16 protein-coding genes are annotated in these 15,754 nt (G+C 57.7%); 2 read left to right on the top strand and 14 right to left on the bottom strand.

All coding sequences use genetic code 11. The features are described from left to right. Positions 1-339: 339 nt before the first annotated feature. The 5 genes from DV711_RS15650 to DV711_RS15630 form a co-directional block, all read right to left on the bottom strand. Complete coding sequence (locus DV711_RS15650) at positions 340-1,542, bottom strand: hypothetical protein (RefSeq protein WP_243633846.1); 1,203 nt, start codon at positions 1,540-1,542, stop codon at positions 340-342. After that, positions 1,542-2,318 carry an outer membrane lipoprotein-sorting protein gene (locus DV711_RS15645; RefSeq protein ID WP_114696804.1) on the bottom strand — a complete coding sequence of 259 codons (777 nt, stop codon included), beginning with the start codon at positions 2,316-2,318 and terminating at the stop codon, positions 1,542-1,544. Before DV711_RS15645 ends, DV711_RS15650 begins: the two co-directional genes overlap by 1 nt. Before the next feature lie 58 nt (positions 2,319-2,376). Next, on the bottom strand, positions 2,377-4,737 hold the full coding sequence (locus tag DV711_RS15640; RefSeq protein WP_114696650.1) for an efflux RND transporter permease subunit: 2,361 nt from the start codon (positions 4,735-4,737) through the stop codon (positions 2,377-2,379). A 243-nt stretch (positions 4,738-4,980) separates the two neighbouring features. Beyond that, the gene (locus DV711_RS15635) at positions 4,981-5,733 is read right to left on the bottom strand and encodes a TetR/AcrR family transcriptional regulator (protein ID WP_114696649.1); all 753 of its coding nucleotides are present in this window, start codon (positions 5,731-5,733) and stop codon (positions 4,981-4,983) included. Between the two features lie 88 nt (positions 5,734-5,821). Continuing rightward, on the bottom strand, positions 5,822-6,724 hold the full coding sequence (locus DV711_RS15630; RefSeq protein WP_114696648.1) for a LysR family transcriptional regulator ArgP: 903 nt from the start codon (positions 6,722-6,724) through the stop codon (positions 5,822-5,824). A 139-nt stretch (positions 6,725-6,863) separates the two neighbouring features. Here DV711_RS15630 and DV711_RS15625 point away from each other — a divergent pair, with 139 nt between their 5' ends. Together DV711_RS15625 and DV711_RS15620 are read left to right on the top strand one after the other, a co-directional pair. Beyond that, entirely contained in the window at positions 6,864-7,499 is a 636-nt protein-coding gene (locus tag DV711_RS15625; RefSeq protein WP_114696647.1) for a LysE/ArgO family amino acid transporter, read from the top strand. A gap of 153 nt (positions 7,500-7,652) precedes the next feature. Continuing rightward, positions 7,653-8,582 (top strand): DMT family transporter, encoded by a 930-nt coding sequence (locus DV711_RS15620; protein ID WP_114696646.1) that lies wholly within the window; start codon positions 7,653-7,655, stop codon positions 8,580-8,582. Positions 8,583-8,599: 17 nt separating this feature from the next. Here DV711_RS15620 and DV711_RS15615 read toward each other — a convergent pair whose 3' ends face one another. From DV711_RS15615 to dctP, 9 genes are all read right to left on the bottom strand, one after another. Continuing rightward, on the bottom strand, positions 8,600-9,295 hold the full coding sequence (locus DV711_RS15615; protein ID WP_165840135.1) for a substrate-binding periplasmic protein: 696 nt from the start codon (positions 9,293-9,295) through the stop codon (positions 8,600-8,602). A gap of 177 nt (positions 9,296-9,472) precedes the next feature. Next, positions 9,473-10,150, bottom strand: a complete 678-nt coding sequence (locus DV711_RS15610) for a YkgJ family cysteine cluster protein (protein WP_114696644.1) — start codon at positions 10,148-10,150, stop codon at positions 9,473-9,475. A gap of 111 nt (positions 10,151-10,261) precedes the next feature. Then, entirely contained in the window at positions 10,262-10,552 is a 291-nt protein-coding gene (locus tag DV711_RS15605; RefSeq protein WP_114696643.1) for a cytochrome C oxidase subunit IV family protein, read from the bottom strand. A gap of 7 nt (positions 10,553-10,559) precedes the next feature. Continuing rightward, entirely contained in the window at positions 10,560-11,240 is a 681-nt protein-coding gene (locus tag DV711_RS15600; protein ID WP_207802656.1) for a cytochrome c oxidase subunit 3 family protein, read from the bottom strand. 368 nt (positions 11,241-11,608) lie between these two features. Beyond that, positions 11,609-11,899, bottom strand: a complete 291-nt coding sequence (locus DV711_RS15595; RefSeq protein ID WP_114696642.1) for a cytochrome C oxidase subunit IV family protein — start codon at positions 11,897-11,899, stop codon at positions 11,609-11,611. A 6-nt stretch (positions 11,900-11,905) separates the two neighbouring features. Next, complete coding sequence (locus tag DV711_RS15590) at positions 11,906-12,562, bottom strand: cytochrome c oxidase subunit 3 family protein (protein ID WP_207802655.1); 657 nt, start codon at positions 12,560-12,562, stop codon at positions 11,906-11,908. A gap of 208 nt (positions 12,563-12,770) precedes the next feature. Then, the gene (locus tag DV711_RS15585; RefSeq protein WP_114696641.1) at positions 12,771-14,075 is read right to left on the bottom strand and encodes a TRAP transporter large permease; all 1,305 of its coding nucleotides are present in this window, start codon (positions 14,073-14,075) and stop codon (positions 12,771-12,773) included. Continuing rightward, on the bottom strand, positions 14,072-14,617 hold the full coding sequence (locus DV711_RS15580; RefSeq protein ID WP_114696640.1) for a TRAP transporter small permease: 546 nt from the start codon (positions 14,615-14,617) through the stop codon (positions 14,072-14,074). The genes DV711_RS15585 and DV711_RS15580 overlap by 4 nt, the downstream gene beginning before the upstream one ends. Positions 14,618-14,692: 75 nt before the next feature. Next, positions 14,693-15,718, bottom strand: coding sequence for a TRAP transporter substrate-binding protein DctP (dctP, locus tag DV711_RS15575; RefSeq protein ID WP_114696639.1), 1,026 nt, complete (start codon positions 15,716-15,718; stop codon positions 14,693-14,695). Between the last annotated feature and the right edge of the window lie 36 nt (positions 15,719-15,754).

Below are 15,754 nucleotides of genomic sequence, written 5' to 3'. Positions count from 1 at the left end.
GGATTAATTTATTTAGCCGAGAAGAGTTAAAAGACTGAAGTATAAAACTTCAGAAAATTATAATTTTTCGAATGAAGGATATTTTTACGCACAGAGATAAAAATCTCTCTAGAAAATATGCATCCATTGCAATTTACCAAACATCCGTTTATGTAAAGCGGACTATCGCTTAGAAGATACTGAAAATCAATAGATGTTGATTTACAAACTAAGTCGGGGGGGGGGGGGGATTAAGAAAATAAGTGCCAGAAAGGTTGTGCAACTCAACGGCAAACCAAGAAGGGGGAGAGTCCACCGCCGGCTGCACAATCCTGTCAAAGGGTAGAACCGTCGTATCGGTTAGAAATAACGCTCCAGCGTAATCTGCACCATATCGTCGCTTCGCAGCGCATACAGCGGTGCCGACGGCTCCGAACTGGAGAACACCCGACCATCGATACTCAGCTTCCAGGCATTGCCCAGACGTCGGCTGGCCTCGAGAAGCAGGCTGTGTCCCCGCCCGTCCAGACTCTGGCCGATCCCCGCCAACAGCTCGGTACTCTGAGCATCGTTCAGGGTCAGACGCGAGCCGAGGAATAGATCGTCCGGTGCCGTGGCGGCACTGTCCGTCCCGCGGCTGTCCCAACCGTATTCCATCAGCAGGCCCAGATCGGCCGCCGAGTCCAGGATACCGATATAGGTGTATTCGAAACCGGCCTGAACAGCGCCGAAGTGGTCGCTGTTACTGTCGCGGTAGATCCCCTCGAACTTCCACAGCCAGTCGCCCAGGGTGGCCTGCAGATCAACCCCGGTCTGGGTCATCTGCTCGTAGAAAGGCACCAGCACCGAACCCTGCTGGATCAGCAGCGGATCCCTGTTGGTCCCTTTGAACAGATAGACCCCGACGTCGTAATCCCCGAGGGTATGACTCCAACGGATCACCGCATCGATATGCCGGTTCTCGGCGCCCGATTCATAGCGGGCCTTGTCGGTATCGACCACCAGCGGTCCACGAAGACGCCCATCGACACCGGCGAAGCTGCGCTCGCGAAAACCGGGCAACAGCATCAGGTCGAGCACACCCCAGTCCCGTACCAGCGACAGCGCCACCATGGTCTGGCCCAGCTTGTCCTCACCATCGACATCTTCGACCCCATCGGTCTGGTTGACCACATCGACCAGGTGCTGGAATTCGGTCACCCCCCAGAACACCTTGCCGACACCCACTCGCAGTTCATAATCGTCGGCCACATGGGTCCAGAGCAGTTCGCGAATATCAGCGTGTGAGCGTTCGCTATCGTGCTGATCGGCGCGGATGAAGGGTTTGAACACCAGACTGTCGTCACCATTATTCCACTGCCAGTAGATCTCCGGCTCGAACATCAGCGATTGGCTGGTGCGACCGGACTGGTCGGTATACAACGGATCATCGGTAAACCAGCGCAGCTCGTAGCCAACCTTGCCGCTGATCTGGGGCTCGACCGCCTGAGCCTGCTGACCTAAGGGCGCCAATCCGCCGAGCAGCAGCCCCAGACTCCAACCGATTGATTTCAATGACGGCATCAGCGGGCCCGCTTCAAGCTGTTCTTGTTGAAGTCGCTTTTTTTCAGTCCAACTTGGAACTGATAGTCGCTGTAGACCAGCTCGGTACTCTTACCGGTCTGGTGATTGGTCATCAGCGATCGGTCCGCACGCCAGTATTGATCCAGATACTGCTTGTACTCCTTGAACTCCAGCGTCTTCAGCAGGCTGTCTTTGCGATCGTAGAAATCGACCTTCAAGACCCGGTAGTGCTCTTTGTCGAGCCATACCACCCGGCGGGTGTAGCCGGAGTATTTGTCGGTGGGGTACTGCTCGACCACAAAGCTGTCCTGGCCGTCGAAGGGTTCGTCGCGCAGGTATTTGTAGCTGTACTTCTCCACTTCGAACGAGGTCAGGTCTTCAAACGCAAACTCGGATCCCATAAAGGGACCGGATTTATTCCGTGAAGAGATCCGCTTAACCCGCTTCAGCGCCGGCAGGTAAAGCCACTGGTCGTCGGCCTTGTTGATATGGGAGAAGCTCAGGAACGCGGTGCCTTTAACGTCCAGCGGCTGATCGAAGATGGTCAGACTCTTATCGCCATCGTTGTCCTGCTCCAGCGACTTCAGACGGATCTGACGGTGACTCATCTGGCCCTCCTTGTTGCGCAGAATCATCTCCATCTGAGCACTCATATCGCCCCAGCCCAGGTCCCGGTTTTTGGCTTCGACCGAGATCTCCAGCCCCCGCTCTTCGGCGGTCACCGCCATCACCGGGTTGGCCAGCACGCTGGCACCGAACAACATCAGTGCCGCCATCAACGGCTTGCCAGCCCCAGCAAGGGAAGAGCGGGAGGCGTTGGATTTCAGAGTTTGATTAAGCAGCATCGGTAGATACCTCCGGTAAGGTTTTCACAGCCTCGGGCGCTTGCCCGGGGGTTGAGTAGCGCTTGGCGCTAAGCAGGTTATCGAGTTTGATCAGCAGCGGCGGCAGGAACAGGAAGTCGATGATCAGCGCCACCAGGATGATACCGGCCGTCAGCAGGCCCATATCCGCATTCATCTTGAAGCTCGACTGAGCCAGCACCATAAATCCGGCCACCAGCACCAGGGTGGTGATCCAGAGTGCGCGACCGACACTGCCGAAGGCGTATTTGACCGCTTTCTCGGCATCCAGGCCTTTGTCGTCGCGGGCGTGCAGGTACTTGCTCAGGAAGTGCACCGTATCGTCAACGACGATACCCAGGGTCATCCCGACCACCACCGACAGTCCGAGTCCAACCTGGCCATCCCACAGCGCCCAGAGGCCGAAACCGACGGCGGCCGGGGCCAGATTCGGGATCAGACTCAGCACCCCGTAGCGAACCGAACGCAACGCCAAGCCCAGCAGCAGCGAGATCAGCAGCAGCGCCGCCACGGTGCCTAGCAACATCGAGTAGGCATTGCGTTGGCCGATATGGCTGAACATCAGGCTCGGACTGGTAACGGTGACATCGTAGTAGTTGGCATTCTGAGCAAACCAGTCGTAGATCTGACTTTCCAGCGCGATGATCGCGGTAGAGCTGACGTTCTCGAATGTGCCGATCAGGCGCACCGCCGACTTGTCGACATTGAGCTGGTTGTTCAGATCCAGTCCGTACGGCAGCGACATTTCGTACAACAGCAGGTATTGGGCCGCCAGCTCCTGGCTATCGGGCAACCGATACCAGCTCTGATCATCGGCATGCATGTTTTTGTTCAACCGCTTGAAGGTGTCACTGAGCGAGTTGACGTGATCGGTCTCCGGCTGAGCCCGCAACCAGTGGGTAAACTCGTCCATCATCTTCAGGTAGGCCGGATCATTGATACCGCTGGCCCGGCCACTGTCGATCGACACCTCCAGCACCGTCATGCCGGACAGGTTCTCCTGCTGGAAATCGGTCGCGGCACGGAACGGGACGCTCTGATCGAAGTACTTCACGAACTCGTCGTTCAGTTCATTGTTGGGCACGAACAGGCTCAGGCCGATGATCACCGCGGTCATTCCCGGCAACAGTGCTCGACGACGCTTGACCACGAAGCTGGCGATCCGATCCATCAGGTCGGTCGACTCCTCAGTGCGAACCTGTACCCGCAGCGGCAACATCATCAGCAGCGCCGGGAACAGCGTAATCGAGAAGATAAACGCCAGCATCACCCCGGTGGCGACCAGATTACCCAGGTCTCGGAACGGCGGAGAGTCGGAGAAGTTCATGCTCAGGAAACCGATCGCGGTGGTCACGCTGGTCAACAGAATCGGCTGGAAGTTCAACTTCAGGCTGTGCATCAACGCATCACGCTTGGTCGAACCATGGCGCATGTCGTAGAACATGGTGGTCAGGATATGGATACAGTCGGCCACCGCCAGGGTCAGAATCATCGTCGGTGCCGAGGCCGAAGGCCCGGTCAGGTACATTCCGCTCCAGCCGGCCAAACCCATGGTCGAGGTGATGCTGACGATGATAATCACCAGCGTGGAGACGGTGCCGGTGATGGTCCGCAACAGCAAGCCGATGGCCAGAATCACGACCCCGAACATCAACGGTACCAGGGTCGCATTGTCGGCCAGCGAAGCTTCGGTGAAAGCCACGTTCATCATCACCATCCCCGACAGATGGACCTTGGAACCGGGGTTGGCCGCTTCAAAGTCAGCCACCAGCTGGCGCACCTTTGTGGCCACTTCCGGCCCTTCGGTGACCGGATCCTTACCCGGCAGCTGAATGGTGACGTTGACCACCGAGACCCGACCTTCAGGGTCGACCAGCTTGTGTACCAACTGCGGTTCGGTGGTCGCGACCCGACGGATCCGCTCCAGATCACTCAAACCCAGCGGCGCATCCTCCAGCACCAGGTCCTCGACGATCAGATCATCCTCTTCGGCGACCGTGTGCTGGTAGTTGCTGAGTGAGTCAACCCGGGTCGAATAGGGAATCTGCCAGGCCTCTTCGGTCAGCTGCCGAATCGCTTCCAGATGCTCAGCGGTAAAGACCTGGCCATCGGCCGGGGCAATCACAAAGGCGACATTGTCGCTCTTGCTGTAGATTTTCTGCATCGATTCATAGGCGGTCAGCTGTGGATTCTCCTCACTGAAGAACACCCGGTAATCACCTTTGAACACCAGCTTCTGCGCCCCCATGGTGGCGGCTACCGCAAAGCCGACGGCCAGCAGCAGAACCCAGACGGGGTGGGCCAATACCCACCGGAACAGTCTATCGCGCATCGCTCGCTCCTTATTGATCAACGTCGAACTCGTAATCGACGTTTCGTCGAAATAAACCCGTTAAAAAAGCGCAAGTTAGCGCCAACCTCCGGCGAACATTGCCGGTCTTTCAGGCCCGAAAATCGGATCAATTTTCGGGCTTTCTATTCTGACAATTCGTCATTATCAGAGCTTTAAAAATGCGGCCTTAACCGCACCTGTTTCTTCACACTCGACCGTCCCAAAACGGTCAAGTCGTTGCTGCTAGAACACCAGTTGGCGCCCACGCTGGCGGATCTCTTCGATCTCCGCCGCAAAGCGCCCTTCCATCAGCGCATTGATCACCTGTCGGTAGTCGTACTCGCTCGACAGCGGTTGCCAGCCGAGGCCATCCATAAAGATATTCGAGGCGTTGTAATACTCGCGTTCCAGATACAAACCATGGCGCCCACCGCACTGATTCAAATCATCGTTGAGCAGCATGATGGCGCCGTAACCGCCAGCCCAACCCAGGAAGCTGATCTGCTGCTTGTTCAGATGTGGCGGTAGTTGCAGGCTGCCCTCGGCGATACCGGCATCGATCACCTCGAAGAACAGCCCCATCAGCGTGGTTTCCAGCCGCTCGTGCTCGGTAAGCCGCTCCGGCGAGGTCTTGCCGATCACCGACGGGCTCTTGCTGCACAGGGCGACCCGAAACAGGGTCGGCTTGAGCAGCGCATAGACCAGATAAGCAAACGACATCCCCAGGTAGCGCTCTCGGCTATTGCCTTCAGACGCTGCGGCCCGGCCAAACAGGTCGGCCATTGTCTGCATCGCATAGTTGCCGATAGCCGCCAACAGGTCTTCTTTACCGGAGAAATGGCTGTAGACCGTGCCCTTGGAGTAAGGCACCTGGGCCACCACCTTGTCCATCGTCAGCTGCGATACGTCGACCTGTTCCAGCAGACGCAGCGCCGCCTCGATGATCTCGAGCTCTCGCTGTTTCAGGCTGTGTTGATCCAGGGCGCGCGGACTCATGGGCGGAATATCTCAAACTTAAATGACGATTCGTCGAAATATACGCCCGAAGATTCTTTCTGTCAATTTCAAACCGCGATGGCTTCGATCAATCCGTGTCGGACAGCGGCAGCAGATGGGCCCGGCAGTAGGCCATCATCACCTCTGTTAAGCGCCGGCCGGTATCGGTACTCAGGTTCCAGGAGTGCCAGTACAACGGCACATCGATGCAATTTCCGGGAATCAGCTCGACCAGACGTTGCTGTTCCAACAACGCCTGACTTTGCTGGTCCGGCACCATCCCCCAACCGTGACCTCGGGCGATCAGTTCAACAAAAGCGTTGGAGGACGGCACCAGGTGGCGGAAGTAATCCCCCTCAAAATCGAAGTAGGTCTTTAAATAGCGGTCCTGCAGCTCATCACGCTGGTTGAACACCACCGCCGGCGCCCGCAGCAGCGATTCTGTATCGACCCCTTTGGCGAAATAGCGATCACGGAACTCGGTGCTGATCAGGGCTCGATATCGGGTCAGCCCCAGCGCGACACAGCTGCCCCCCTGAATCGGTTGATCGCTGGAGCTGATACAGCCGATCACCTCGCCCTGGCGCAGAAAGTGATGGGTTTGGTCCTGATCATCGACCCGCAGATCCAACAGCAAGGGACTTTGCTGCAACAACGGATCGATCGCCTCCATAAACCAGGTTTCCAGGCTGTCGGCATTGAGACCGATCGACAGTCGGGTAAAGCCCTGCTCGTAAGCATCACCCAGCCCGTCCAGCAGTTCGCTCTGCAGCAGCTTGATCTGATGGAAGTGGCGCAGCAACTGCTGCCCCGCCGGAGTGGGATGAAGCGGCTGGCTGCGGACGATCAGCAGTTGGCCGATCCGCTCTTCCAGCTGTTTGACCCGTTGCGACACGGCGGACTGGGTCAGGTGTAGCCGCTGGGCGGCTTTATCGAAGCTCTGGCACTCCAACACCGTGGCAAACGCCTGCAACTGACGGTAATCGATCATCGGGTCTACATTGCTGGCTAGTATTAATTTAATTAATTTAAATTAAATATTATTAGCTTTGCTAACCAGAAGCGATCCCCTAACCTTGGCGCCATAGCTTCGACGTTCATTCCAATTCCGAATCAGTAGAGCCACCGCCATGAGCCTTAGCCTGACCGCCGTCTCCACCCCGTTCTTTACCGGCCTGGCCACCAGCGCCGGACTGATCATCGCTATCGGCGCCCAGAACGCCTTCGTGCTGAGCCAGGGTGTGCGACGCCAGTACCACTGGCCGATCGCCGGGGTGTGCAGCCTGCTCGATACCATTCTGATCGTGCTGGGGATCGCCGGAATGGGCGTATTGATCAGCGAGTCACCGCTGATTCTGACTCTGGTGACCTGGGGCGGAGTCGCGTTCCTGCTCTGGTACGGCGCCAACGCCCTGAAGGCGGCGCTGAAACCGGCGACCCTGGAAACCCAACAGCGGGGCCTGAGCTCGCTGCGCTCGGCGCTGCTGACCACCCTGGCGCTGAGTCTGCTCAATCCCCACGTCTATCTGGATACCGTGGTGCTACTCGGCAGTATCGGCGGCCGCTACCCGGAAGCCGAGCGGTTCTGGTTCGGTGCCGGTGCCGCGCTGTTCTCCTGCATCTGGTTTTTCGCCCTCAGCTTGGGCGCCCGCTGGCTGGCACCGCTGTTTAAAAAGCCGGTGGCCTGGCAGATCCTTGATGGCTTGGTGTGCGCGATGATGTGGACCCTGGCGGGCCTGCTGATCAGCGGTCGAATTGGTGCCTGATTCGCTCTCTATCTGTTAGCTCAACAGGTTCGCATCAATCACTGGGAACAGAGCACACATCGGCGTATGCTGTGCCCCCGCTGATACAGGCCCTTTCAAACCTGTTCCCGTCAGCTTCATCCGAATACCCTGCCAATCTATTGAGAACAAGCTATGGATAGCCGCCAAGACAATATCGACAGCCTCGCCATGGGGATGATGCTGCTGTGCTGCCTGGTCTGGGGCTTGCAGCAGGTGCTGCTCAAAGGGGTGGCACTGGACATGGCACCGGTGCTGCAGATCGCGATTCGATCCGGTGGCGCCGCGATTCTGGTGGCGCTGCTGATGCTGTGGCGTGGCGAAACCCTGTTAAGTCACGACACCTGGAAACCGGGACTGATCGCCGGGGTGCTGTTCACGCTCGAATTTCTATTTCTGGGTGAAGGGATCCGCCATACCTCCGCCTCGCGGGCGGTGGTGTTCCTCTACTGTGCGCCGATCTTTGTCGCCCTGGCGCTGCATTGGCGCTTTCCCACCGAACGCCTCAGTCCGCTGCAATGGCTCGGGGTTGCTGCTGCCTTCAGTGGGGTCGCTTACAGTTTTCTCGGTGGCGAAGCCGATCAGTCCAGCCCCCCTAAGCAGTGGCTCGGGGATATGCTGTCATTGATGGCCGCGGTGGTCTGGGCCGCCACCACGGTGGTAATCCGCAGCTCCCGACTGTCCCAGGCACCGGCTACCCAAACCCTGCTGTACCAACTGCTGACCGGCTTGGTGCTACTGGTGCTGGCAGCATTTTTTCTGGGCCAAACCGATTATCAGCTCAGCCAGGAGCTGGTCGGAAGCCTGCTGTTCCAAGTCGTGGTGGTCGCCTTTGCCAGCTATCTGGGATGGTTCTGGTTGCTGCGCCGCTACCCGGCCTCACAGCTGGGAATTTTCAGCTTCCTGACCCCGTTGTTTGGGGTCATTCTCGGCGCCTGGCTGCTAGATGAAACCCTGGAGCCTCGCTTTATCACCGGTGCAATGCTGGTAATGGCAGGGATGATCCTGGTCAGCGGTCACCGCCTACTGGCTCGCCTGATCCGGCGCCTGCTGGGATCGAATTAACGCCGGCCTTGTCAGACTCAATCGGCCACGCTCAGCGGTGCTGGCTCATAATTCGCCAGAATCCTGGCGTACTCGCCCCGCTCGATCAACAGCGCCAGGCCTCGATTAAAGTCATCGATGATCTGACGATGTTGCGGGTGACCGCGCGAAATGGTCAGGTGCAGCGGCCGTACTTCCAGCGAGCGGCCGAAATGTATTTTGTCGCGGTCGATGCGGGGTAGTAGCGCCAGCTTATGGTGGGCCTGCAGGCGTTCCTCGAGGACCAGGTCGACCCGCTTGCGTCCCAACATCAGCAAGCTCTGTTCAAGGCTGTCGGAGACGCTGGTGCGGTAGTGTTTGGCCGGTATCGAACCCAAGTAGCCATAACCACGCATCACCGCAAACAGCTTGCCCTCCATCTCTTCGTCGCCATACGTATTAAGATCGCTGCGATGTTTCAGCAGCACGATCTCTGTTTTCAGATAGGGGCGACTATAGAGCATGCGCAGATTACGCTCTTCGGTGTACCAAGCGATGGCCATGCCATCCAACACCCCCTGCTTGACCATATGCTGGGCTCGCTGCCAGGGGTAGACCATCACCTCGACGTCGTAGCCAACCTGATTGAAGGCGGCCGTAACCAGCTCGCTCGCAACGCCGCCACTGGCCAGGGTCACGCTGGTGTAAGGGGCCCATTCGGTGGCCGCCAGTTTCAATACTGGTTTCGCTGACACGCTGGTCGCCAGCAGCAATATGATCAGTGCTAATAGTCTGGATGCAGATACAGCCATCATCCCGATATCCTGAAAGAACTTCGGGTCACTCTAAGGCAAGGTATTCATCAGGTCTTGTGGCAATTAGTCGGATAGCTATGTTCCATGCTGACGACTGCTGAGCGCAGTCTCCGGCGCTCAGGCTTCAACGCCCAGCGCGGCGCGAAGTGCCGGGACTAAGGCGGCCTGCTGGACAGTGATCTGCTGGGCAGCCCCCTGCTGCTGCGCCACCGCCATCAACGCATTGGTCAATGCCTGGTAGACCCGCACCGTGATCGGCTGCTGGGGTACCTGGGAGCCCTGCTTAACCGAACGAATACAGAGCTCCACATCCGGTGAGGTGAAGGCCCGGCAAGATGGCGGGCGACGGGGATAGATTGAGCATTGCTGATTCTGGTCCAACAGCGGACAGGGTGGTTTTTCAAAGGCCAGCTCGGGGTGCTGCGGATATTGCGCCAATCGCTGCCGTAACTGATCCAGCTCCTCGGGGCTAAAGCGGCTTTGGATATAAGCGGCAATATCGGCCACCACCTGGGGCGGCGTCTCGACTCGCAGGTGGCAGCAATGGGCGCAACCCTTATGACAGGCTAGGGTTCCGGAGCTGGGGAAATGCTGCTGGAAATCACTCAGGGCCTGCTCCGCCAGTTGATAGCACTGGCTCAAACCCACTCCTTCGCTGTCGCTGCGCTGCAGCTCGACATACATCTGCTTGGCCAGGTTCTCGAACAGCTGATCGTAGGCCAGACTTTGCTGCTTGAGCATCTCGGCCACCGCTGCCACATCATCCGCCGAATAGTAGCTGTCCGAATCTGCCATCACACCGCCCCTCAATCATCACTGTAAAAGCCCTCAGGCTATACCAGCGAAGCGCTAGAGCCAATCACTGAGGGATGAAGAACGCTATCAGCAGCGCCAGGCGCGCAATCACTACAGCCGGGTCAGATCGGCAATCTGCTCCGGATACAGGAAAACTAGGATCATCAGCACCGGCATCACCACAAAGAACAGCCCCATCGAGAACCGAATATAAGGATGGGCGTATTTCAGCTCCATAAAGTGTTCCACCACCATGATGCCTTTCAACGACACGGTTGCCGCAATAAAAAGGGTCACCAACAGGCTGGGATCGGCCGACTCAGCCAGCCAACCGCTACTGATCGTCAACACCATCAACAACAGCCAGATACCGTTCAGCAACTTGGAATAGGAAGCGAACATAACCCAGTTACCTCAACACGTAGACCAGCGGGAAAATCACGATCCACACCAGATCGATCATGTGCCAGTAGCAAGCCACCGCTTCCATCCCTTCGTGGTCCTTGGCACTGTAGGCGCCGTAATGGAGCCGGATAATCACCCAAAGGATCGCGCCGCCACCCCAGATCACATGGATAAAGTGATTGAAGGTCAGGTAGTAATAGACGGTAAAAAACAGGTTGGTATAAACCGAGAAACCATGCTCGGCATTCAACAGGTACTCCCAGATTTTCACCACCAGATAGAACAGTACGCAGCCGATGGTGCCCCAGAGCCAACGAATCGATTCGCGCACGGCATCGCGCCGGATCGCTACCATCGCCCGTGCGACGCAGAAGCTGCTGCTCAGCATGGCCAGGGTATTGAGCGTGCCGGCCAGGGTATTGAGCTGCTGCGGCCCCTGATCGAACATCTCCTGAGAATGAACCTTGGCGATAAAGTAGATCAGGAACATGACCCCGAATTCGGTCATCTCGGTATAGATGGCAAACCAGACCGCTTTGTTTCCCGGCACCCGCCCCGGTTTCGGCTTGGTGATCGCATCTGACGCAGCGTCAGGATTGGCCGAGGCGGAATGCTCGGCCGAAGTGGGTAGCGCAACGCCAGCCTGGTCCACGGAAAGCACCTCGGAGACTTGGTTGTCGCGCATAAAACATAGCTCCTTAACGGCCCCGCCGTTAAATGGCCCCGGAAGTGCTCACAACAGATCCGTGACGGCCCGCGATAAATCGGTTAAAGCCGGCCTACTCGGATCAGCTGGCCCATCGGCCCGCAACACTCCCGCTTGGCTCAGATCGCCACTCCGAGCTCTGATTTCCTCAAATGCTGACCCACTTGCAGCAGAAGCACGCCCTCCTGCTACGGTGGCCAGCATCCAAAACAATAGATCAATTTGTAGCCAAACTTGTGACAGGGACCAAAATTCGGTCCCAAATTGAGTCCCGCAGGAGGGGATTCCGGCGAGATCGGCAGGGGTACGGCCCCGAAGGGCCGGCTGAGGCGAGAGGCCCGCCTAGTCTAGATTCGGGTCAGGTCCGCGATCTGTTCCGGGAACAGGAACACCAGCATCATCAACAGCGGCAGCACGATGAAAAACAGCCCCATCGAGAAACGGATATAGGGGTGCGCCGTTCGCAGCTCCATAAAACGCTCCACCACCAATCCACCTTTAACGGCCACCGAAATCGCCACGAACAACGTCACCAGCAGACTGGGATCGGCCGATTCGGCCAACAGTGCGCTACCGATCGTCAGCGCCATCAGCAGCAGCCAGACAGCATCCAACATTCTTGTGTAAGAAAGAGTCATAGCCGTTTACCTCAGGACATAGAGCAGTGGGAAGATAATGATCCAAACCAGATCGATCATGTGCCAGTAGCAGGCGACCGCTTCCATCCCTTCATGATCCTCGGCGCTGTAGGCTCCGCGCTTGAGGCGGAAGATCACCCAGAGCACCGCACAACCACCCCAGGCTACATGGAGGAAGTGGTTGAAGGTCATGTAGTAGTAGACGGTGAAGAATAGGTTGGTATCGGCGGCGAACCCCTGTTCGGTATTCCACTGATACTCCCAGGCTTTGACGGCCAGATAGAACAGTGCACAGCCAATAGTGCCCCACAGCCAGCGAGCCGCCACCTTATTGTCACTTCGGCGCACCGCCACCATCGCCTTGGCGACGCAGTAGCTGCTGGTCAATAGCGCCAGGGTATTGAGGGTACCCGCCGTCGTGTTGAGCTGCTGCGGCCCCTGATCAAACAACTCCAGGTAATGCACCTTGGCGATAAAATAGATCAGGAACATAAACGCGAACTCGGTCATCTCGGCAAAGATGCCGACCCAGATCGCGCCATTACCGGGCACCCGGCCCAATAGACTAATCCTTGAGGCAGAGGGGTTTTGAGAGGACGTGTTATCTAATACGGCGACAGACTCGCCCACGGACAACGTTGCAGCGGCTTGGCCGGCGCTCATGGGATACAGCTCCTTAACGGCTGTGCCGTTAATCAAACCTTGGAATGGAGCCAGATTACCCCTTAGTCGTCAGTGATTTGAGAGCCACAATCAGGTTTAACCGTCATCCCAGCCGCCGGCCTTTCCCCACTGTACCCCTCGTTTTTTTCAAACTGTACCCTTCACAGCCCCAACCCAGGGTCGGGGCTGCGGGGAGCGACCTCTCGGATCACTCGATTCCCATCACCAAGCGCGGCAACAACAGTGCCAGATCCGGGATAAAGGTGACCGCCAATACCACCGGCAGATGGCCCAGCAGGATAAAGCGCAGGGTCGGCTTCAGGTACTCGTGGAAGGCGGATTTGCCCACCGAACCAGCCATGTACAACAGCGGTGCGCAGGGTGGGGTGATATTACCCAAGCCCAGATTAGTGCCGACAATCGCGGCGAAGTGGATCGGATGGACACCCAGATCCAGCGCCACCGGCATCAGGATAATCGAGGCCAGAATGCTGCCGGAGACATCGTCCACCAGCATCCCGATGCCGATCAGAATCAGATTGATCAGCAACAGGATCACGACGGGGTTATCCGACAGCCCGATCAGGAAATCCGACAACTGCTGGGGCACCTGTTCCATGATCATCACCCGACTCATCACGAACAGGAAGAAGATCATCGCGATGATCGAGCCGGTGCTGACCGCCCCCTTGATAATCGCCGTCGCGGCACTCTGGAACGTCAGCCCCTTATAGATCAGGAAGCCGACCGGCAGGGTATAAACCAGCGCCACGGCCGCAGCCTCGGTGGGGGTAAAGATACCGCCGTAGATGCCGCCCAACATGATCACCGGCATCAGCAACGCCCAGCTGGCTTCTTTGCTGGCACCGGCAATGACACGGCGACGCTCGGGCAACGAGATCTTCTCTTCAACCCTCATCCCTTGACGGTTACGCACAAACAGATAGTTGATCAGGCAGTAGATCAACGCGATGGTCACGCCGGGCAGAATGGTCGACAGGAAGGCCGCCGCCACCGACACCCCACTGGTCAAGGCGAAGATGATCATCGGCACACTGGGTGGAATCAGCAGTGCCAACACCGACGAGCAGCCCACCAGTGCGGTGGCATAACCGCGCGGATAGCCCTGGTCGACCATCTTCGGAATCATGATCGAACCGATCGCCGCAATCGCCGAGGCGCCGGAACCAGCAATGGCGCCAAAGAGCGCACAGGTGACAATAGTGACAGATCCCAGTCCGCCACGTATCGGCCCGACAAAGGCATTAACAAAGCGGACCAGCCGATCGGAGATGCCACTGGCCCCCATCAACGCGCCGGCGATGATAAACAGCGGTAGTGACAGCAGCGCAAAACTGCCCAGTTGCCAGAACGCGTGGGGCACCAGATAGCTCATGCTTTTCCCGGTCAGCAACACAAAGCTGACCGCCCCCACGCCGAAGACATAGGCGACCGGCATCCCCACCAACAGCAGGGTCACAATCAGAAACAGGGTGATCGATAGGGTTGTCATCGGCTGATCTCCTCCAGCGTCGCATCGGCTGGGTGAGGCGATTTGTTGTCGAATTCGGTGTAGGAATTTTTGTGGATAAACAGGTCGCGCACCTTGTACAGCGCCATCAGGGTAAAACCGGCAATCGCGGCGCCGACCCAGAACGCGGTCGGCCAACCCAGGTTGGTGCTGACTCGGTTGATCTTCATGACAAACAGCAGGTACTTGAAGGCGTAGAAACCGAAAAAGCCGATCACCAGCAAGCCGACCAGGTCATTGAACCCCTTGATCAGCACTCGAGTTCGGGGACTCAGATTGAGCAGGTCGAGAATGCCGCCGGTCAGGTGGCTGCGTTCGCGGGTCACCACCACCATCGAGATAAAATACAGCCATAAACCGGCCAGGATGCTGATCTCTTCGATGGCGGGAAAGGCTTGATCCATCACATAGCGAAGAAACACCGCCACCGCCATCAAACCGGCCAGCAACAGCGTCAAACCCACCAGGCAGAGACGGGAAAACTGCGCCAGATAGCGATCGGCGCGGGCAAATAGAGAAATCATGGGCAAAGCCTCCGGTCGGGCTCTGAAAAGAATCGAAAGGCCGACAGGCTGCCGGCCTTTGACGGGACTGAGCAATTACTCAGCGGTGGTGGCGCGAATCTGTTCGACCAGATGCTTACCGACGGTCGCTTCCATCCAGGTCCACTCCTTGTCCTGAATGATCTGGCGCAGCTTGCTCTGCTGGGCGGCATCCAACTCAACCACGTTGATGCCGTAGTCCTTGATGTCGGCGATCAGTTTTTCGCTGATCTGCTCCGCTTCCTGCCAGGCCCAGCTGGCGGCGTCATCCGCGGCGGCCTGCAGGGCCTGCTGCTGCTCCGGATTCAGGTCATTCCACCAATCCAGGTTGACCAGAAAGGCACCCTGCTCGAAGTAATCCCGTGAAAAGACATAGGTCTCCAGCACATCGCGCATCTGCCAGATCTCAGAGGGCGGACCGAACGTCCGCCCATCGACTGAACCCAGCTGCAGCGCGGTGTAGAGCTCCGAGAACGGCATCGGCACCGGATTGAAGCCCAGGTATTCAAAACGTTTGATGGCGGTCTGCATCGGCGGCACCCGCACCTTCAGGCCGGCACCGTCTTCCGGAAAGTTGACCGGCACCTTGCCCATCCCCTTGCGGATCGCGATACCGCCGAAATCCACCGGTAGGATCGCCAGCAATTTCATATTCAGTCCGGCGTAGATCTCGTTATAGGTCCCCACCATCGAGCCGCCGGGGCCATAGATTTTGACCGCATCGTCCCAGCTGTCGGCCACCATCCCCATGATCGAAATGTTCAATCGCGGGTCGAAATCGGTGGCGGGAAAGGTCATCGTCATGCCGATCTCGCCGGCGATGGTTTGCTCAAACTGAGACGTCCAGTCGCCCAGGTCACCCCCCGGGTGGTATTTGATCTCAAACGCATCGGGAGCGTTCTTCGCCAACGAAGCCATGAAATGGTCGGCGATCGGATTGAAGATATGATCGTTTGACATCGCATGGGCCAGAACAACTTCGTCTGCCGCATGGGAATAGGTCGGGACCATCAAGGTCGCAGCCAGCGCAACCGAACCGGCAATTTGCTTAACGCCGGGGTTTTGGATCAGGGTTTTCAGCATGATTAACACTCCGATTTGTTGTTATCGTAGGAAGCG

The sequence above is a fragment of the Motiliproteus coralliicola genome, from assembly GCF_003345655.1.
In the GTDB taxonomy this organism is placed as follows: Bacteria; Pseudomonadota; Gammaproteobacteria; order Pseudomonadales; family Balneatricaceae; genus Motiliproteus; species Motiliproteus coralliicola.
The sequence above is the reverse complement of the archived record's forward strand: the minus strand, read 5'-3'. Positions and strand labels throughout refer to the sequence as shown.